The organism is Sulfitobacter noctilucicola (genome assembly GCF_000622385.1).
GTDB classification, from domain to species: Bacteria; Pseudomonadota; Alphaproteobacteria; order Rhodobacterales; family Rhodobacteraceae; genus Sulfitobacter; species Sulfitobacter noctilucicola.
On record NZ_JASD01000008.1, the window covers coordinates 1,205,443 to 1,223,684 of the forward strand.

General features: G+C 57.7%; 21 protein-coding genes. 7 read left to right on the forward strand and 14 right to left on the reverse strand.

Features of this window, described 5'->3' with window-relative positions; translation table 11 throughout:
* The first annotated feature begins 63 nt into the window (after positions 1-63).
* Positions 64-1,248 carry a DUF3095 domain-containing protein gene (locus Z946_RS0109635; protein ID WP_241461319.1) on the forward strand — a complete coding sequence of 395 codons (1,185 nt, stop codon included), beginning with the start codon at positions 64-66 and terminating at the stop codon, positions 1,246-1,248.
* Here Z946_RS0109635 and Z946_RS0109640 read toward each other — a convergent pair.
* From Z946_RS0109640 to Z946_RS0109660, 5 genes are read right to left on the reverse strand one after another with little or no spacing between them, the layout of a single operon-like run.
* Positions 1,240-2,415 (reverse strand): MFS transporter, encoded by a 1,176-nt coding sequence (locus tag Z946_RS0109640; RefSeq protein ID WP_025055530.1) that lies wholly within the window; start codon positions 2,413-2,415, stop codon positions 1,240-1,242. The genes Z946_RS0109635 and Z946_RS0109640 overlap by 9 nt on opposite strands.
* 1 nt (position 2,416) lies before the next feature.
* Entirely contained in the window at positions 2,417-3,190 is a 774-nt protein-coding gene (locus Z946_RS0109645; RefSeq protein WP_025055531.1) for an aldolase/citrate lyase family protein, read from the reverse strand.
* The gene (locus Z946_RS0109650) at positions 3,144-3,611 is read right to left on the reverse strand and encodes a hypothetical protein (RefSeq protein WP_025055532.1); all 468 of its coding nucleotides are present in this window, start codon (positions 3,609-3,611) and stop codon (positions 3,144-3,146) included. Before Z946_RS0109650 ends, Z946_RS0109645 begins: the two co-directional genes overlap by 47 nt.
* Positions 3,612-3,661: 50 nt before the next feature.
* Positions 3,662-4,369 carry a winged helix-turn-helix domain-containing protein gene (locus tag Z946_RS0109655; protein WP_052836091.1) on the reverse strand — a complete coding sequence of 236 codons (708 nt, stop codon included), beginning with the start codon at positions 4,367-4,369 and terminating at the stop codon, positions 3,662-3,664.
* On the reverse strand, positions 4,326-4,616 hold the full coding sequence (locus Z946_RS0109660) for a hypothetical protein (protein WP_025055534.1): 291 nt from the start codon (positions 4,614-4,616) through the stop codon (positions 4,326-4,328). Before Z946_RS0109660 ends, Z946_RS0109655 begins: the two co-directional genes overlap by 44 nt.
* A gap of 167 nt (positions 4,617-4,783) precedes the next feature.
* Here Z946_RS0109660 and Z946_RS0109665 point away from each other — a divergent pair, with 167 nt between their 5' ends.
* The 3 genes from Z946_RS0109665 (at position 4,784) to Z946_RS0109675 (ending at position 7,264) form a co-directional block, all read left to right on the forward strand.
* Positions 4,784-5,314: a phage holin family protein gene (locus Z946_RS0109665; protein WP_025055535.1), complete on the forward strand. Its 531-nt coding sequence runs from the start codon at positions 4,784-4,786 to the stop codon at positions 5,312-5,314.
* A 118-nt stretch (positions 5,315-5,432) separates the two neighbouring features.
* Positions 5,433-6,047 carry a ribonuclease HII gene (locus Z946_RS0109670; RefSeq protein ID WP_025055536.1) on the forward strand — a complete coding sequence of 205 codons (615 nt, stop codon included), beginning with the start codon at positions 5,433-5,435 and terminating at the stop codon, positions 6,045-6,047.
* Positions 6,048-6,163: 116 nt separating this feature from the next.
* Positions 6,164-7,264: a site-specific DNA-methyltransferase gene (locus Z946_RS0109675; RefSeq protein WP_025055537.1), complete on the forward strand. Its 1,101-nt coding sequence runs from the start codon at positions 6,164-6,166 to the stop codon at positions 7,262-7,264.
* 131 nt (positions 7,265-7,395) lie between these two features.
* Here the strand turns inward: Z946_RS0109675 and Z946_RS0109680 are convergent, their stop codons facing one another.
* The 4 genes from Z946_RS0109680 to Z946_RS0109695 all read right to left on the reverse strand — a co-directional run bounded on the left by Z946_RS0109680 (position 7,396) and on the right by Z946_RS0109695 (position 11,103).
* On the reverse strand, positions 7,396-8,178 hold the full coding sequence (locus Z946_RS0109680; protein ID WP_037969590.1) for a DUF1194 domain-containing protein: 783 nt from the start codon (positions 8,176-8,178) through the stop codon (positions 7,396-7,398).
* A 136-nt stretch (positions 8,179-8,314) separates the two neighbouring features.
* Positions 8,315-8,737 (reverse strand): response regulator, encoded by a 423-nt coding sequence (locus Z946_RS0109685; RefSeq protein WP_025055539.1) that lies wholly within the window; start codon positions 8,735-8,737, stop codon positions 8,315-8,317.
* 72 nt (positions 8,738-8,809) lie between these two features.
* On the reverse strand, positions 8,810-9,961 hold the full coding sequence (locus Z946_RS0109690; protein WP_025055540.1) for an alkane 1-monooxygenase: 1,152 nt from the start codon (positions 9,959-9,961) through the stop codon (positions 8,810-8,812).
* 74 nt (positions 9,962-10,035) lie between these two features.
* A complete protein-coding gene (locus Z946_RS0109695) occupies positions 10,036-11,103 on the reverse strand; it encodes an A/G-specific adenine glycosylase (protein ID WP_025055541.1) in 1,068 nt (355 codons plus the stop codon).
* An 84-nt stretch (positions 11,104-11,187) separates the two neighbouring features.
* On the opposite strand from Z946_RS0109695, the gene Z946_RS0109700 reads away from it, so the two are divergent.
* The 3 genes from Z946_RS0109700 to Z946_RS0109710 are packed head-to-tail and all read left to right on the forward strand — an operon-like array spanning position 11,188 to position 13,510.
* Positions 11,188-11,694: a DUF721 domain-containing protein gene (locus Z946_RS0109700; protein ID WP_025055542.1), complete on the forward strand. Its 507-nt coding sequence runs from the start codon at positions 11,188-11,190 to the stop codon at positions 11,692-11,694.
* Between the two features lie 23 nt (positions 11,695-11,717).
* On the forward strand, positions 11,718-12,398 hold the full coding sequence (locus tag Z946_RS0109705; protein WP_025055543.1) for a DsbA family protein: 681 nt from the start codon (positions 11,718-11,720) through the stop codon (positions 12,396-12,398).
* The gene (locus Z946_RS0109710; protein WP_025055544.1) at positions 12,398-13,510 is read left to right on the forward strand and encodes a CaiB/BaiF CoA transferase family protein; all 1,113 of its coding nucleotides are present in this window, start codon (positions 12,398-12,400) and stop codon (positions 13,508-13,510) included. The genes Z946_RS0109705 and Z946_RS0109710 overlap by 1 nt, the downstream gene beginning before the upstream one ends.
* A 32-nt stretch (positions 13,511-13,542) precedes the next feature.
* On the opposite strand, the gene lpxK is transcribed toward Z946_RS0109710, so the two are convergent.
* From lpxK to Z946_RS0109735, 5 genes are read right to left on the reverse strand one after another with little or no spacing between them, the layout of a single operon-like run.
* Entirely contained in the window at positions 13,543-14,535 is a 993-nt protein-coding gene (gene lpxK, locus Z946_RS0109715; RefSeq protein WP_037969152.1) for a tetraacyldisaccharide 4'-kinase, read from the reverse strand.
* Positions 14,535-15,755, reverse strand: coding sequence for a 3-deoxy-D-manno-octulosonic acid transferase (locus Z946_RS0109720; protein ID WP_025055546.1), 1,221 nt, complete (start codon positions 15,753-15,755; stop codon positions 14,535-14,537). Before Z946_RS0109720 ends, lpxK begins: the two co-directional genes overlap by 1 nt.
* A 6-nt stretch (positions 15,756-15,761) precedes the next feature.
* The gene (locus tag Z946_RS0109725) at positions 15,762-16,004 is read right to left on the reverse strand and encodes a DUF4170 domain-containing protein (protein ID WP_025055547.1); all 243 of its coding nucleotides are present in this window, start codon (positions 16,002-16,004) and stop codon (positions 15,762-15,764) included.
* Between the two features lie 57 nt (positions 16,005-16,061).
* Positions 16,062-16,838, reverse strand: coding sequence for a 3'(2'),5'-bisphosphate nucleotidase CysQ (locus Z946_RS0109730; protein ID WP_025055548.1), 777 nt, complete (start codon positions 16,836-16,838; stop codon positions 16,062-16,064).
* Complete coding sequence (locus Z946_RS0109735; RefSeq protein ID WP_025055549.1) at positions 16,825-18,171, reverse strand: TldD/PmbA family protein; 1,347 nt, start codon at positions 18,169-18,171, stop codon at positions 16,825-16,827. The genes Z946_RS0109730 and Z946_RS0109735 overlap by 14 nt, the downstream gene beginning before the upstream one ends.
* Between the last annotated feature and the right edge of the window lie 71 nt (positions 18,172-18,242).

Sequence of the window (18,242 nt, forward strand, 5' to 3'; positions counted from 1 at the left end):
CCTGCGGATCACACCCTGAACCGGAGGGAATGCGAAGTATTATTGGCGACAAAAGCGCGGGACATGCTAGATACAGACCGACAGACGGGGATGCATAATGTGACGGCAGGCGATACCTTTTATGCAAAGCTTCCGCGCATCGGTGCTTTCGAACAGTTGACCCGGACAACCAATTACAGGGCGCTACCTCAGGATTGGTGGATTGGCGTTGCTGATATCGTCGATTCCACCGGTCTGGTTCAGCAAGGGCGCTACAAGACCGTCAATATGGTCGGTGCGGCTGTGATATCGGCGTTGATGAACACCTTGAGAGGCAGACCATTTCCTTTCGTCTTCGGCGGCGATGGCGCAGGTTTTGCTGTCAGTGCAGCGGATGGGGATAAAGCGCGGGACGCCTTGGCAAAAGTTGCGCGTTGGGCAGAAACTGAATTCAACATCCAGATGCGGGTGGCACTGGTTCCGGTATCCGATGCGCTTGCCCACGGAAAAGAGGTGCGCGTCGCGCGGTTTCAGGTATCCAAAGGTGCGGATTATGCCATGTTCGATGGCGGCGGGCTGCTTTGGGCAGAAGAACAGATGAAAGCGGGCGAGTATATTATATCAGCCGCGCCCGCTGGCAGCGTCCCGGACCTGACCGGCTTGTCCTGTCGGTGGTCGCACATGCCGGCCTGTAACGGAACAATCCTCTCTGTTCTGGTCTCGCCTCTACCGAATGCAGAACCGCAGGAGATTGCACGGATCTACGGAAAGATTGTTTCACTTGCGCAGGGTCTCGCGCGGGGCGGGCACCCGTCACCCGCGGCCGGTCCCGGGTCTGGATGGCCGCCAAAGGGCGCAGGGCTGGAAGCGCAGGCGACCAAGGGAACGGGGCCGTACCTCGGTGCAAAAGCCAAAGCATTGTTTGAATCTTTTGTCGCGTGGCTTTTGATACGGACGGGATGGAAAGTGGGCGGATTTGATGCGCGTCGTTACGCCCGCATCGTCGGAGAGAACGCGGATTTTCGCAAACTGGATGACGGGCTCAAGATGACGCTTGATTGCGATCCGCAGACCCAAAGCAAGATCGAAGCGGTGCTGGAAGACGCGGCAACTTCGGGGTTGCTGCGCTATGGCATCGCCACGCAGGACGAGGCGATGATGACCTGCATTGTCCCGTCGATCCTTACGGATGACCATGTTCATTTCATCGACGGTGCTGCCGGCGGCTACACCTTGGCAGCAGCGCGGATGAAAGGGCGCTCAGTCTGATTTGTCCTTGCTGAAAAGGTACACGATAACCCCGATACCCAAAGCAATGGAGAACAGCCAGAAGACAGCGACATAAGGATCAGCAGGTGTTGTACCCGGCGACGCGGCGCGAAACACCCGGCCGGACATAAACTGGGCAATGCCGACACCACCGATGCTGAAAAGGTTCAGCATTGTCACGCCGCGCCCGATCAGATGAGTGGGTAGAAAGCTGCGCCCATGGGCCATCAGCACAGGATAGCTTGCTCCGAAAAAACCGACCATGCACATCAGGACAACGCTGAGCGTGAGTGAGGTGGAGGGCAGCATCGCCAGACCAACACCAGCCCCCAGCGCAAGGGCGGATCCGGCGAATATCATCCATTTACGCGACGCACTGATCTTGTCTGCAAAACCGTAAGCCAGCGCGCCCAACACCATCGCCAAGCCCATCAACAGGCTGGCCTGCCCGACGGTTTCGGTACTGCTGCCAAAGACGTTTGCCAGATAAGGGCCGATCCAAAGACCGCGCACGGCCCCCGGAAACGCATAGCTTACACCGATAAGGACAAAGATCGGCCACAACATGGTCAACCGCAGCACATCAAACAGTGATCCCCGCACCCCATCCGTGATCCGTGGCGGGTCGCGGACCCAAATCAGGGTGCCCATAGCCACAAGGGATGTCATTCCAGCAAGCGCCCAAAGTGACGCGCGCCAACCCAAAAATTCCGCAGCGATGGCCATGGGATAGGCCGCTACCAGATTTCCCAGACTGCCCAGGCCGACCATGGCCGAGGCCAGTATCGCAAAAGTTGCGGGCGGATAATCTCGGGCGAAGATATAGTAGGACGCCATCAATACAGGTGCGCACCCCACGCCGATCAACCCCATCGCCAGCGTGATATGCAGCGGCGTTGTCGCCATCGCGAAAAGGGCCGCACCACCACCGCCACCGATCAACAATAGCCAACCAGCGGTGCGGCGCGGTCCGATGCTGTCCAACGCAGCGCCGATAGGTATCTGGCACGCCGCGAACACGATGAACCAGACACCGGATGCCACGGCCAGATCATCGGGCATCGCGCCCAGATCACGTTCAAGTATTTCTGTAAGAACCGCCAGAAATGCGCGAAAAAACTGGCTTAGCACATAAGCAAGGCCCAGCAAAAATATTCCGGTGTTCATGCTATTTGGTACTTTGCCATTTTTTGGCCAAGGCTTGTGCGCTGTGGCTCAGCAACAGGACATCCGCACCAACGGCGACGAACTGTGCGCCTGCGTCCAACGCATCCAGTGTCATCGGGTCGTTGGTCGACAGGATGCCGGGTGCTTTGCCCGCAGCCTTGATACGGCGCAATGCATCCATGATGGCGGCCTGAACATCGGGATGCTGCGCATTGCCCATATGCCCCATGTCGGCGGCAAGATCGGCAGGCCCGATGAAAACGCCGTCGATCCCGTCTATTTCGAGTATCTCGTCTAGCGCGGCCAGTCCCTTCAGGTTTTCCACCTGAACCAGAAGGCAGATTTGCGCATCGGCCGTCGTTCCGTAGTCGCTGATCTGTGAGAAGCGCGCGGAGCGACTTAGGGCGTAGCCCACACCACGATCCCCATGCGGCGGGTACGTGACATCGCGCACAAGCTGGCGGGCCTGTGCTGCACTCTCGACCATTGGCACCAGCAGCGTTTGCGCACCGGCATCCAGCATCTGCTTGATAAGATACGTTTCCCCTACGGGCACGCGGACTACGGGATGGCTGTCAGAGGCTTCAAGCACCTGAAGCTGTGCGAGGATCGAACGCAGATCATTGGGCCCGTGCTCACCGTCGATAACCAGCCAGTCAAAACCGGCAGTGCCCATCAACTCTGCGCTGAAGGGGCTGGCGAGGCCGACCCAGCAGCCGAAAACGGTGTCACCCGCGCTCAGTGATTTCTTGAAAGTGTTTATCGGAACCGGCATCTTGATCTTCCTCCGCTTGGGCGCTGTCGCACCCTAGACTTGGTTGATCATCTTTGACCATAGGCGGGTCGCACGCGGCGTCCTCTTCTGTCGATAAAAGATCGGTCAGTCTGGTCAGCTTGCTTTTCGCGGTCCCAGTTGCATCAATCGGATCGGAGGGAATGGCCGCTCCGGTGATACCCGGAGCCTGTAAAACGCCATTGTGCAAAAGAGTCTGAAACAGGTCCTGAGCAGCCTGGGGCGACACCCGAAGATGCTTTGCCAGCATCTCGGGGCTGCACTTGCTTTGCGTGCGGGCGATCAGTTCCGCCCAGGCGTAGCTGCTTGGCGGCACAGCTGCGCGGTTCGCGGGGACCGGAATGGGAATGACCGATCCTGCGCCAAAGGATATCAGGATTGAATTGAAGGTTCTGCGGTTCATGCCGCATATCTAATATTTGCCGGCAAACGATGTAGGGGGAAAGCGGGCGTTCAAATCACCTTGATCACATCCTTATCGATCGCAAGCATATAGCCACGCCGTGCGATATTCTTGACCAGAAGCTCGCTCACGATCTGGTTGCCCAAGGTATCGCGCAAGCGTTTGATGCGCGTGGCACCTGCGGCTTCGTCGCAATCAGCGGCATTGCGACCCGAAATCACGCCTTCAATCTCTGAACCGGACATAACGTCATCATCCATCCGGGCTTCGGCCAGGACGCTCATGGTTTCCATAGCAGCATCGGTCAGCTTGAAGCCGAGATTATTGAGATAGACAGTATTCTCTTCCCGACTGATCAGGAGCGAGTTTACTTGAATACCTGCCCGCTCGATTTGTGCCATGCGGCGGTTAAACGTGATGAGCATTACAAGAAACACCAGCGCTGCAATAAGCATTGCAGTGGCAAAGACCAACAATACAAAGATCACCATGCGGTAACTGGCCAGCGTGTCAGAGAAGGCCGTGCCGGATTGCGCGAGAATTTCAAGCAGCTTGATCTCTGACCCGCTGGTCAGGTCATCATTCTCGACAAAGATCCGTTCAACTTGTGCGTTAAACAGATTGGCATCCGGCAAGGTCCAGAAAAGAACGATCGCACCGGTGATCAGCAGGACAACAATAGCGGCAACCCCGAACCCGACAAAACGACGCAGATCAGAAGCGGAGGTAATTGGGTCCGGCACTGCCTTTCCTTTCATCAAGTCCCTCTGGCCCGAAGGTGGAGACGATATTTAGCAAGGTCCAGCCTTGAGACGCGAGGCGAGGGCCGATTTCTGCGGCGGCGCTGGCAGGATCACACGGTCCGTTGACCTGCGCTACCCCGTAATGCAGGCGCAGCGGGTCGTCCTGCTTGGCCTTGTAGTCGGCAAAACAGTCCGCAGCTTGTGCCGGCAGCGCGAGAGCGCAGACCATGCCGATTGCCAGAATGTGGGTTGTATATGTCATGTCCTATCTGTGCGCTTTTGAGCGGCGATATTCAATAACCGTGGCCTAATGTGTTGCTTGCTATCCGATAACAGGGGGGTGTTATTGCCTGTCTTTTGCCACCTGACCCAGATTGATCCCATCAAAGCGCGGGCCGTCCTGCCGGCGCAGCAGAAAGGATCAACACCATGTACCGCCGCTTTATATCCACCATCGCCGCCGCCTCCATCGCGCTGACTGCGCTGGGCAGTACCTCCGCCTTTGCAGGTGAAAGAGAAAGAGCGAACGCGCTTGCCGCTATATTGGGCGTCGCAGTTGTTGGTGCGTTGATCCATCAAAACCGAAAGAAAGATAAACGGCACGTCGAAGTGCAGCGACCGGCACCTTCTTATGCACCGCCCAAGCATAAGCAGCCGGTTTACAAGACACCGAAGCATGTAAAGCCCACACACAAAGTGCCCGTCTATCAGCAGCCGAAGCCGCGCCCTTTGCCGCAGCGGGTGAACCGGAAGCTGCTTCCGCAGCAGTGCTTCCGTACCTACCAGACGCGCAAGGGTCGTGTCGCTATGTTCGCGGAAGGATGCCTGCGCCGCAATTTCACAGCAGCCCGCCATCTGCCGAACCAGTGTCAGTATGTGTTTCGCACACCCGAGGGCAATCGCCGTGGCTATGAAGCACGCTGCCTGCGGGATCAGGGATACCGTTTGGCGCGGGGATAACACCGCGCCTTAATCCGGTCGGCAAGGTCCCTGCCATCGGATAACTGGAGGGAGATGTTCGGGCGTCTCCCTCTTTTTGTGTCTTGCACACGGCGAAGGGTTTCGGTTTGCAGGGTACATGATACCTGATTTCAGTTTTGAACGTGCCGCGATGGATCGCGGATTTTTGCGAATTGCCGGTGTGGATGAGGTCGGGCGTGGCCCCTTGGCCGGACCTGTGACCGCAGCAGCAGTGGTACTGGACCCGATGCGGATCCCCGAAGGTCTGAACGATTCCAAGAAGCTTTCCAAAAAAGCACGGCAACGGCTCTATGATGAAATCATCGAAGTTGCGGATGTCAGTGTTGCCCATGCCTCTGTCGAGGAGATCGACGAGATCAACATTCTGCGCGCCAGTCATCTGGCGATGATGCGGGCGCTGGACGGACTTCACGCGCTCGGACGGCCCGCCGATTATACGCTGATTGATGGTAACATGTTGCCTCGCGATCTGACGCTGCCGGCAGAGACAATTATTAAGGGTGACGGCCGTTCACAAAGCATCGCAGCGGCCTCAATTGTGGCCAAAGTTTGTCGAGATTATGTCATGTTGTCCTTGGCGCAACAGCACCCCGGATATGGCTGGGAGACAAACATGGGGTACGGATCAAAAAGTCACATGTTGGCGCTTCAAAAATTGGGGATTACCCCACACCATAGACGTTCGTTCAAGCCGGTACACAATATGTTGTGACAAGGTTTTTTCTTAACTGATTGAATCAAAAAAGAAATTGACCGAGAATCGCTTTCGACTCATCCTCAGTCTCAACCAACGAGCACAAAATGTGCCGGGGACAGAGGCAGAAATTAATGAAGACGATTGAGAAGAGCGCGCAAGTGCTCCCCCTGAACACGATCCTGAGTGGCGACTGTATTGAGGCGATGAATTCATTGCCCGAGGCAAGCGTAGATCTGATCTTTGCCGACCCGCCATATAACCTGCAACTGCGCGGCGATCTGGTGCGCCCGGACAACTCCAAGGTGGACGCGGTCGACGACGAGTGGGACCAATTTGCCAGCTTCAAAGCCTATGATGATTTCACACATGCATGGCTCAAAGCGGCCCGCCGTTTGCTCAAGCCCAATGGTGCGATCTGGGTGATCGGCAGCTATCACAATATTTTCCGTGTTGGCGCATCGCTTCAGGATGCCGGTTTCTGGATCCTGAATGATGTGGTCTGGCGCAAGTCCAACCCGATGCCCAACTTTCGCGGTAAACGGTTCACCAACGCCCATGAAACCATGATTTGGGCAGGCAAGGACGAGAACAGCAAGTACACCTTCAACTACGAAGCGCTGAAGGCGTTGAACGAAGGTATCCAGATGCGCAGTGACTGGGTCCTGCCAATCTGCACCGGCCATGAGCGTCTGAAAGACGACAAGGGTGACAAGGCGCATCCGACACAAAAACCCGAAAGCCTGCTGCACCGCATTCTGGTGGGGTCCTCAAACCCCGGTGATGTCATCCTTGATCCGTTCTTCGGAACCGGCACAACCGGTGCAGTGGCCAAAATGCTGGGCCGTGATTTCATCGGGATTGAACGTGAGGCGGCATACCGCGAGGTCGCTACCAAACGTATCAGCAAGGTCCGCAAGTTCGACCGCGATGCGCTGCAAACCACGACTTCCAAACGTGCAGAGCCGCGTGTGCCTTTTGGTCAGCTTGTTGAGCGTGGCATGTTGCGTCCGGGCGAAGAACTGTACTCTCTCAACGGGCGTCACAAGGCCAAGGTCCGTGCCGATGGCACGCTGATCGGCGCTGACGTCAAAGGTTCCATCCATCAGGTTGGTGCGGCTTACGAGAAGGCCCCAAGCTGCAACGGCTGGACCTATTGGTGCTTCAAGAAGGAGGGCAAGAAAGTGCCCATCGACCTCCTGCGCCAACAGATCAGGGCCGAACTGGCCAACTGATCCCGAAATTCGAACACCGCCGGTGCCTGCGGCCTTCCACATGAAGGACGCCTAAAAAGGCACTTACCTTAGCCCCGCCCTTGTGGCGGGGCCTTTTTCGTTTTGGCACCATCGCAACCTGCGGCTGACCTTTAGGGCAGGTAGATATTGCGTTGGCGGATGAAATCCTCCCAGATCTTCTCGCCGACCTCACAATCTTTGGGATCGCGCACTGGTGATTGCACGCGCACGACCGCTGGCATCGGCTCGGCTACTGCGATCTCCATTACAAGCTTGCGCTTCACGGCGTCCGCGAAATCGGGCCATCCATAAACGGGGATCACGAACGCGCCGGCCCCCCCAACTACACAAGAACGGTAATATACATCCAGATCGGGCAGATGGAAAAACGCATTCCATCCGTCATCCACCATTAGCGGCAGACCATTTATTGTAATCCGGCGGGCCAGCACCTTGTCCCGTTCGCGGGTAACCAGCGGGCCCATGTTATTTGGACCATCGCCGGAAATGTCGATCACCCGGCGCAGACCTGCATACCGATTGCGTTCGATCCGAGAGGCAGCAAAGGCGAGCGCATTGGAGATTGAAGTCCGGCGTAAACCATCGTCAAAGCTCACGGTGAGTTTGTTTGCAAATTCCTGAAAATCCGCGCGGGTTTCGAGCAACTGCCAATCTACAACAACCTCCTGCGTGCCTGCCCATTCGATGTAGGTCAGCGCGATGGACTGCAGCAGGCCCGATTGCACGGCGTTGAACACATCCTCTGACACGAGCGCTTCGGCATAGCCGCGGCGTTGTAATTCAAGTTCTTGCGCTGACATGGAGCGCGAAACGTCAACCAGCAGAACGAGTTCAAGATCAACTTCGGTATGTGACGTCTGTGCCGTCACGGAACAGCAGAGTGTCAAAGTCATTGCGCAGAATAGCGCAACACAGCGCTGGCATTGCCGCAGGACACGTATGAAGTCGCCACCGGACAAGATAATCAATCCTCCCGCTTTGTGCTTCAGAGTATGGGGAACACTGGTCCGATGTAAATTGTCGTAAGGCTCAGTTGATGCGTTGCCTGTTTTGCGCATGCAGGACCGACCGGACATAGCGCACGTCAAATTCGGATTTGCTCAATACATAAGCTACTCCAGCGCTCGCTGCCTTTTCCCACATAAACGGAGAAGGCCAGTCGCTGACCATGATAATGGGCACGGCCCGCAGTTCGGGATCTTGCGACAGTTCCAGCGCGAAATCCGCGCCCAACCCGTCAGGCAGATTGTTGTCCAGCAAAATCATGGTTGGTCGCCCTTTGGCCAAGGCACGGCGCGCGGATCGCAGGGTGGAAGCCACTTCGATCTTCATTGTTTCTTTGGTAAGCTGCATCACGCGCGTCAGCTTTTCGCGGTCAAAATCGCTATCCTCAATTATAAGACAGCTTTCACGCGCGTCCGCGGCAAGTGTCCCGTGGTCTATCATCTGCATTCTGTCCCCTCTCACCTTTGCGGGGCATTCATGACACAGAAGATTTAAGAATATGTTGGCGCGTGCAGTCCGTTAGCGCGGCATCGGCGTCTGGCGCTTGTTATAGGCTGCCCAATCAGTAATTTCGGGATAATGCATCCGGCGCCATTCGCGCACACGCGGGTTCATAATGCGCCGCCAAAGCGGTGGAAACATCGCGGCCATTGTCATCACCGGATAGCCGAAGGGCAGTTGAGGGGCTTCATCCGCACCGTAGTTCTGCAACACCGGAAAGCGCCGGTCTGGCTTGTAATGATGGTCCGAGTGGCGTTGCAAATTGATCAGCAACCAGTTGGATGCACGGTGCGCCGCGTTCCAGGAATGATGTGGTTTTACGTGCTCGTACTTCCCGTCACCCAAGTGTTTGCGCGTCAGTCCGTAGTGTTCGATGTAGTTGACCAGTTCCAGCTGCCAGATGGCGACGCCTGCCTGAACCAGAAACAGCAGTACTCCAATCCAGCCACCCAAGATTAGGGCGAGGATGACAAAGCCTGCTTGCAAAGCCCAGTATTTCCAGAACGGATTGCGGCGGTTTGTCCAAGGGAGGTTTTTGCGTGCCAGCATGTCGGCTTCTGCATCAAATGCAGAATGCCACGACTGGCGCAGAACGCGTGGATAGAACCGGTGAAACCCTTCGTTATATCGTGCTGTGACAGGGTCTCGCGGGGTCGCGACATATCGATGATGAACCAGCAAATGCTCCGAACGGAAATGGGAGTAAAGCACCATCGCTAGAAGGATATCAGCCAAGCCCCGTTCCAGCCGGTTTTTTTGGTGCATCAATTCGTGGGAGTAATTGATCCCTATGGTACCGGTAATCACGCCGACACCAAAGAACAGCGCGACTTTCTCAAACCCTCCCAGATGCGCAGCCTGTGGCACATACCAGACCAGGCCAAAGAGCGTCACAAATTGCGCAGGCACCCAGACCAGCGTGACGAGGCGATACCAGAACAGATCATCTTGCGTGGCTTCCAGATCAGCATTGTCGAGGTTCAGCCCAAGGACCGCATCCAGCAGTGAAAACAGAAACCACGTGACCAGCGGCAGCAGGGCGATCACCCATCCCCCTTGAAGCGCTGCCACCCATGTCAGCGGTATGAGACCCAGAGATAGCCAGAACGGCAGGGCGCGGGAAAACCGGCGCAACTCTAGTCGTGGTATGGCATTGGTCTGAGACGTCATGGTGCAGTCTATCCGATGGCGAATTCGCCTATGTATACTGCAAGATGCTACGCTCTGATAGCGGCCACAATGGGTCAGCCCTGTGACAAATCGAACGCCTTGCGCATGACAGTGGGCAAATCGGATGGGCGGAAGCCGGATGGCGGGATAAAGTGGCCCGTGGTCGGCTCCGCATCTCGCGCGACCTTCGTGATCATCACCTTCAAAACCAGATGGAAATGCGTGAAAGTATGGCGCACTTCTCCTGCTATTGTGTCCCATTCCGCCTTCACGGGCGGCGTGCCTTGTGGCAAGTCAGAGGTCACATCAATCCATTCGGATCCCGGCCACCCCAGCATGCCGCCCAGCAGCCCTTTTTCGGGACGTGTTTCTAGCAACCACGCACCATCATCACGTTGCGCCAAATAGACAGTGCCATGGCGCACAGGCTTTGCTTTTTTCGGCGTTTTCTTTGGTAGTTCGGTCTGCGTTCCTGCCCTGCGTGCGGCACACGGATCACGCCACGGGCAAATGCCGCAGGCAGGTGATTTGGGCGAACAGATCGTCGCGCCAAGATCCATGACAGCCTGCGCATAATCCCCCGGGCGCAGAGTCGGCGTGAGCGCATCAGCGCGGGCCATCAGTTCGGGTTTCGCGGCAGGCAGCGGCGTGTGAATGTCGTAAAGCCGCGCCATCACCCGTTCAACATTGCTATCAAGAACCGTGAAAGGCAGATCGAAGGCGATCGAGGAAACAGCTGCTGCCGTATAGGGGCCGATACCGGGTAGCTTGAGAAGGGCGTCGTGATCCGCAGGAAAAACGCCATCATGGTCTGCAACCACAGTGCGTGCGCATTTCAGCAGATTGCGAGCGCGCGCATAATACCCCAGACCGGCCCACTCACCCATAACGTCCGCATCTTCTGCCGCAGCCAGATCACGCACAGTTGGCCAACGCGCGACAAACCGCTGGAAGTAATCGCGGACAGTCGCGACGGTCGTCTGCTGCAACATGATCTCGCTCATCCAGATGCGATATGGATCAGGTCGCATGCCTTCTTTGCGTGCCTTCGGGCCTACACGCCATGGCATCTCGCGGGCGTGCACATCGTACCACTCCAACAGGATCAGCGGTAGCTCGCTTGGATCGGGTGTATCACGCAATATTTATGGCTCCAACGGCTGGCATGGGCTGGTGATGCGGGGGCAACACGCTATTGTAGGGTCTGAGTTCAAAGGAACATAGTCATGCCAGCACGGCGTACCAGTACAAAAGGGTTCAAACGCACCGACGCACTGCTGTCGGGACAAATCCGGCGTGCGTCCGAAACCCGTGGCTTTGCCCAATCGCGTCTGCTGACCCAATGGAACGAAATTGCAGGGCAGGACATCGCCGCCGTCGCGCAACCGGTCGAGATCGGATACGGGCGCGGCGGTATGGGGGCCACGCTTACTCTGCTGACGACGGGCGCAAACGCACCCATGCTAGAGATGGAAAAGGAAAAACTGCGGGCCAAGGTCAACGCCGTCTATGGCTATAACGCCATTGCCCGCGTGCGGATCACACAGACTGCCGCTACAGGTTTTGCCGATGGCAAGGTTGCTTTTGGTCACAAACCCAAAGGAATATCTGCGCCTGCGGATCCGGTGTTGCGTCAAAAGGCGCAGGCTACCGCACAGCCAGTGAGTAACGATGGATTGCGCGATGCCCTTGCGCGTCTGGGCGAGAACATATTGAACAAGACCAAGAGCTGAACAGCTGACACAAGGAATTCGACATGCAACGTAGAAACATCATTCTTGGCGCTTTTGCTGCCGTAGGTTTGGGCGGTTGGGCATTGACCAGCCGGGGCACACGCGACGCTTCTACCGATATCACCAACCTGCCGGGTGCTGCGAATGCGCAGTCGACCTCGGGTGATTTCGACACTTCGACGATCGAAGATATGGTGATGGGGAGCGCCGATGCGCCGGTTGAGGTGATCGAATACGCGTCATTCACTTGCCCACACTGTGCGACGTTCCACAACAGCGTCTTCAAGCAGGTCAAGGCCGACTATATCGATACCGGAAAGGTCAGGTTCATCTACCGCGAAGTGTATTTCGACCGCCCCGGCCTTTGGGCGTCGATGATTGCACGCTGCGGTGGGCAGGAACGGTTCTTTGGGATTGCTGATCTGATTTACAAGGGCCAGAACGAATGGGCACGCGCGGGCGAGCCTGCGGCGATTGTCGACGAGTTGCGCAAAATCGGCCGTCTGGCGGGCCTTGATAGCAACAAGCTTGAAGCCTGCCTGCAAGACGCTGAAATGGCCCAGACCCTGGTGGCGTGGTATCAAGAGAACGGTGAGCGCGATGACATCACGTCAACGCCAAGCTTCCTGATCAACGGGACCAAGCATTCGAATATGAATTACGCTGACATGAAGGCGTTGCTTGACGCTGAATTGAACGGCTGATGACTGCTCCTCTTGCCGGTCTGAAAGTCGTTGAACTGGCCCGCGTTCTGGCGGGCCCATGGGCGGGTCAGACGCTTTCGGATCTCGGCTGTGAAGTGATCAAGGTCGAAAGCCCCGCAGGCGATGACACGCGCCAGTGGGGCCCACCTTTTGTGACCCGTGACGAGGACGTTTCAGCGTCATACTTCCACTCGACCAATCGCGGCAAAGCGAGTGTAACGGTTGATTTCCGCACCGAGGAAGGTCAGGCAAAGCTTAAGGCGTTGCTTGCAGACGCGGACATCCTGATCGAGAATTTCAAGACAGGCGGGCTTGCGAAATACGGGCTGGACTATGAAAGCCTGCGCGCTGAATTCCCCAGTCTGATTTACTGCTCAATCACCGGCTTCGGCCACACAGGCCCTTATGCCCACCGTGCAGGGTATGACTTTATCATTCAGGGCATGTCCGGCCTGATGTCCATCACCGGTGAACCGGACCGCCAGCCGCAAAAATCCGGCATGGCAATTACGGACGTCTTCACAGGCATCTATGCGACGACGGCGATCCTTGCGGCGGTGCACCAGCGTCACGAGACGGGCAAGGGACAGCATATCGATATGGCACTGTTGGATTGCGCCGTGGCGATCATGGGCAATCAGGCAATGAACTATTTAACGACCGGCGTCGCACCCACGCGGATGGGCAATGCCCATCCGAACCTCACACCCTACGAAGTGTTCGAAACGAGTGATGGCCATATCATCATCGCCACCGGCAATGACGGCCAGTACCAGCGCCTGTGCCGTTTACTGGGTCTGGACGATATGGCGACAGCGCCGGAATTTCTCAAGAACGCGGACCGTGTGGCCAACAGACCTGCGATGAATGCGCGCTTGAGCGGGGCAACCCGACAGCGAACGCGGGACGATTTGTTGGCCGCTTGCGAAGCAGAGGGCGTGCCAGCAGGCCCGATCAACAACCTTGATGATGTCATGGCTGACCCGCAAGTCGTCGCGCGTGGCATGCAGATCGAGCTTGATGGTATCCCCGGGCTGCGCTCGCCTTTCCGGTTCTCAGGTGCAGAACTCGCGCTGCACCGGCCTGCGCCCAAGCTTGGCGAAGACAACTAAGCAAGGCTATTTTGTCCCGTCAGAAATGGCGGTCAACTTGGTTTGGGCAATGCGTCCAGCGAACCGAAAAGCGCGTTTTCTTCAGGGAACTCCAAGCGCACAGGTAAGGTAATAACTTTGCTGCGAAAGGCTGCAGGAAGACGTACTGCGTCTTTCTCGGTTGTGACAAGCTGCGCCCCGCGCGCCATGGCATCTGCCTCGAACCGTGCCATGAGTGCTGGTGTAAGGGGTTGGTGGTCGTCCAGCGCCTCTGCATGCAACAGCGTTGCCCCGAGCTTGCGCAGAGTGGCAAAGAACTTCTCCGGATGACCGATGCCGGCAAATGCCAAGACCTGCGCATTGGTCCAATCCATTCCGGTGAGCAACGGCTTTAGCTCTGCACGCACATGCGGCAGAGGGGTGTTTCCCAAGCGTTCCTCAAAGCTGTTCTGCGCCGATGCATCTCCGATGGAGAGCAACAAATCAGCGCGCTTCAGACCCACCGCAACAGGTTCCCGAAGGGGACCGGCAGGCAGGCATAGTCCGTTTCCGAACCCCTTTTCGGCATCCACCACAACAATTTGCAGATCATAATGCACCGCAGGATTTTGAAACCCGTCGTCCAGTACAACCACGCTTGCCCCTGAGTCCTGCGCGGCTTGCACCCCTGCTGCACGATCCTTGGCGACCCAGACCTCGGCAAAAGCAGCCAGCAACAGCGGCTCGTCCCCGACCTGTGCTGCGGTATGGCGCGTGGGGTCAACCCGCACCGGTCCGTCCAGCGTTCCACCATAGCCGCGCGATACTACGTGGGGTTCATGAAAACCGGCGCGCAACCGGTCAAGCACGGCAATAACAGTGGGCGTTTTGCCTGTACCGCCCGCATTGATGTTTCCGACGCAGACGACGGGCACGTCCAGCTGAAGACCCTCGATGCTTGCCAACCGGCGTGCCGTCGCACGCGCATATAGCGCCCCCAGAGGGCGGAGAAGCTGCGCCCGCCAATCGGGATGCGGCGCGTGCCAGAATGAAGGTGCCCGCAACATCAGCGGCGCGCTCCCATATCAAGTGCATCCTGAACCAGATCCATAACCTTGTCGGTCAAAGCGGCACCTTCACTGACCAGATCCCAGCCCGCGTGTGCCATCGTGGCCGCCTGATCTGGCGCGATTAGCCGCGAAACAGCAGTACCCAACGCATCTGCATCATTCACAATTCGTGCAGCACCTGATGCCGCTAGTCGTGAATAGGACGGCATGTGATGGCGCACGCGGGGGCCGTACAAAATGGCAGAGCCTAAAGCGGCAGCTTCAAGCGGATCGCATCCACCTGTACCCGCAACAAGCGTTCCACCCAGAAAAGAGACCGGTGCCACACGAAAGAAAAGCCCGCGATCGGACGCATTTTCGCTGACCATCACTTGCGACAAATCATCGGGAAACTGGTCATGATCCCAACGGACGACAGGCATGTTCAGGTCGTTCGCGCGCTTGGCGACATGGTCTGCCGCCTCCGCATCGCGCGGTTGGACGATCAAAAGCAGACGGTGAGACAGTCGCAAAGCCTGCATATGTGCGGCCAGAACGATGTCTGTTTCTTTGGGCGTGATTTGCGTCGCGAACCATGCAGGACGCCCGCCCATGGCAGCAGAAAGATCGGTCAGGTCATGATCGTTGACAGGCAAAACCTGCCCACCTGGCACAAGCGCAGGCGTGATTTCGACATCGTCTGCACCCAAGCCAAGATGTTGCAACTTTCGCGCGGCCGAAGGGGACCGTGCCAGCACAACGTCAAAGTGTGACAGCACCAAACGGGTCAAGTCCGGCCTCCAGCCACTGCGCACCTTGTCGAACCCTTCGGCATCGGCGTCGATCAGAAACATGGGGCATCTGCGTTCCGCGGTCTCGATCACCAGATTGGGCCTTAACCCGCCCCAGGCCCAGATGCAGACATCTGGCTCCCAGTGATCAAGAAAGGCGTCTACCGATGCAGGATGTTCGTTGGGAACCGTAATCTGATGGGTGTCCGGATTTGTCGGGGTAACGACCGGCCTTTTGTCCGCTTCGGTGATCAGAACGCTTAGCCCTGGTCGCGCATGGGTCAACCGGTTGGCGAGGTCCTGAATTGCCAGCAGGTTCCGCGGTTCACCCGCGTGTATCCAGACCAGTTCGCCCGGTGGGCGTGGTGGTACGCCGTCCTGTGCCTGTGGCACTTCCTGACGGCGAACCAAAGCCCGATAGGTGGCCAGACCGAAAGACCCTGCCACCTATGTTCAGCCCAGCTCTTCGGTTGCGGATGCCGGCGTTTCTTCGTCCCGCAGGCGGTGCAGGTGCGCGATGAAGTACCGCATATGCGCGTTGTCTACTGTCCGCTGTGCTTCGTTCTTCCACGCGTCATAGGCCGCAGCATAGTTGGGGAAGATACCGACGATGTGAATGTCATCCACGTTCTTGAACGTGTTCTCGCTCGGGGTGATAAGCTCCCCTCCGAAAACGAGGTGCAGGCGTTGGGTCATTAAGAAGGTCCTTATGAAAGGGTGGGCCACGCAGCTTGCGTACCCAGATGCGCGCGATCACGCAAGGGCATCAATCAGGGCGGCACAGGCGGGACGCCCCCCTGCCACGACGCCGTTCAATCGCGGATCGGCATTGTTAAAGCGCAAAGTCCCGCCGGTTCTGTCGAGGGCCGAACCGCCTGCTTCGGTCGTGATCAACGCTCCGGCGGCGATGTCCCACTCCCAGCTCGGGCGGAGCGTAATCATCGCTTCGAACCGGCCTTCGGCAACCAGTGCAAGCCGGTAGGCCAAGGATGGCCTGTAACTGCGTTTGAATGTCGGAGAGACGGCATTTTTCCAGTGTGTTTCGATCAGCGCCGGTTTGGCGGCAAGCACCGTGGATTGACCGAGCGGTGTGTGATCAGATGCGGTAATCGGCAGACCGTTGCAGGTGGCACCTTGGCCCAGCGCAGCCGCATAGAGCTTGTTGCGCAAAGGCAGATAGACGACCGCTGCGGTAATCTGGCCCTGCTCCGCAACCGCAATAGAGTGCGCCCAGGTGTTCGACCCTTCTACAAAACTGCGTGTGCCGTCGATCGGATCAACAATGAAAACGCGATCACGCTGCAAGCGTGTGGTGTTGTCTTCGGTCTCTTCGGACAGCCAGCCATAATCGGGCCGCGCAAGCGTAAGTGCATTATGCAAAAGCGCGTTCACTGCCAGATCAGCCTCGGTGACCGGACCTGCTCCGCCGGGTTTGTCCCACCGCTGTGCGGTCTTGCCCGCAAAGCTTGTTGCGACCCGACCCGCCATACGCGCGGCGTCGATCAAAAGGGGCAAATCACGCGCCGGCAAGTGTCATCCCCGGAACAAGAAGTGATGGCACCACGCGGCTTAGATGGGTGCGTGCGTCATTTGCCGGCACAATCTGGCGCAGCATGTCGCGCAGGTTGCCTGCGATTGTGCATTCGTTGATAGCGTGCGTCACCTCGCCATTCTCCACCCAAAGACCCGCAGCACCGCGTGAATAGTCGCCGGTGTTGGGGTTGATCGTGCTGCCGATCATGGAGGTGACCAAAAGACCGGTGCCCATGTCGCGGATCAAATCCTCGCGGCTGTGTGTGCCTTGGGTCAACGCAACATTCCAGTTGGTCGGGCTTGGCCCCGACGACGTCCCGCGCGCGGCGTTGCCTGTGGACGCAAGGCCCAGTTTGCGCGCATTCGCCAGATCAAGGGTCCATCCCTGCAACACACCGCCTTCGACCAGCACACGTTTTGCTGTAGGTAACCCTTCGGCGTCAAAAGGGCGCGAACCGCTGGTGCGGGGGCGATGCGGATCTTCGATCAGCGACAGATGGTCCGGCAGTACCGCCTCTCCCATGGCGTCCCGCAGGAAAGAAGCACCGCGCGCAATTGCGCTGCCATTTATTGCCCCCAGCAGGTGGCCGATCAGGCTGGACGCAATGCGTTCATCGAAAAGGACGGGATAGTTGCCGGTCGGGGGCTTGCGGGCATCCAGCCGTGCCAGGGCACGCGTTCCCGCGCTCTCCCCTATCTCTCTCGCGGAACGAAGGTCACTTTGGAATATCCGTCCGTCCCCATCGTAGTCACGTTCCATCCCTGTACCGGTACCTGCAATGGCAACACAGGAAAGACCCCGGTCTGTGCGTTTGTATCCGCCCTCAAAACCGTTGGTCATGGCGATATGAACATCCTGCGCCCCGTAGCCGGCGCTTGCTGACTGGACCTGCTCGACACCTTTGACAGACAACGCTGCAGCTTCGGCCTCTGAAGCGTCCTGCTGAAGTGCATCGGGCGACGGCTCTGCCGTGTCGTCGTAAAGCTCAAGCGCATCTAGGTCCCATGAGCGGGCAAGCTGGTCGGGTGCGGCCAGCCCTGCATAGGGGTCTTCGGGTGCCTCGCGTGCCATGGCAACGGCACGCACTGCCATTTCTTCAACCGTGCGTTCGGAAATATCGGAGGCCGAAACAGTTGCAGCGCGTTGTCCGACAAAGACGCGAAGGCCAATATCAACACCCTCGGACCGTTCCGCCTGTTCAAGGGTACCGCCACGCACATCAACCGAAATCGAAGTGGCCCGCACAGCCTTGGCATCTGCGGCATCAGCACCGGCCGTTTTGGCAGCATGCAAAAGGGATGCGGTCAGCACGTCCAAAGGTTGCGACATGTAGTTCTCCGGTTAGCGGCTGTAATTGAGTTGGGAGACAGGTAGCCTTTGACGGCTTCGAGGACAAGTGC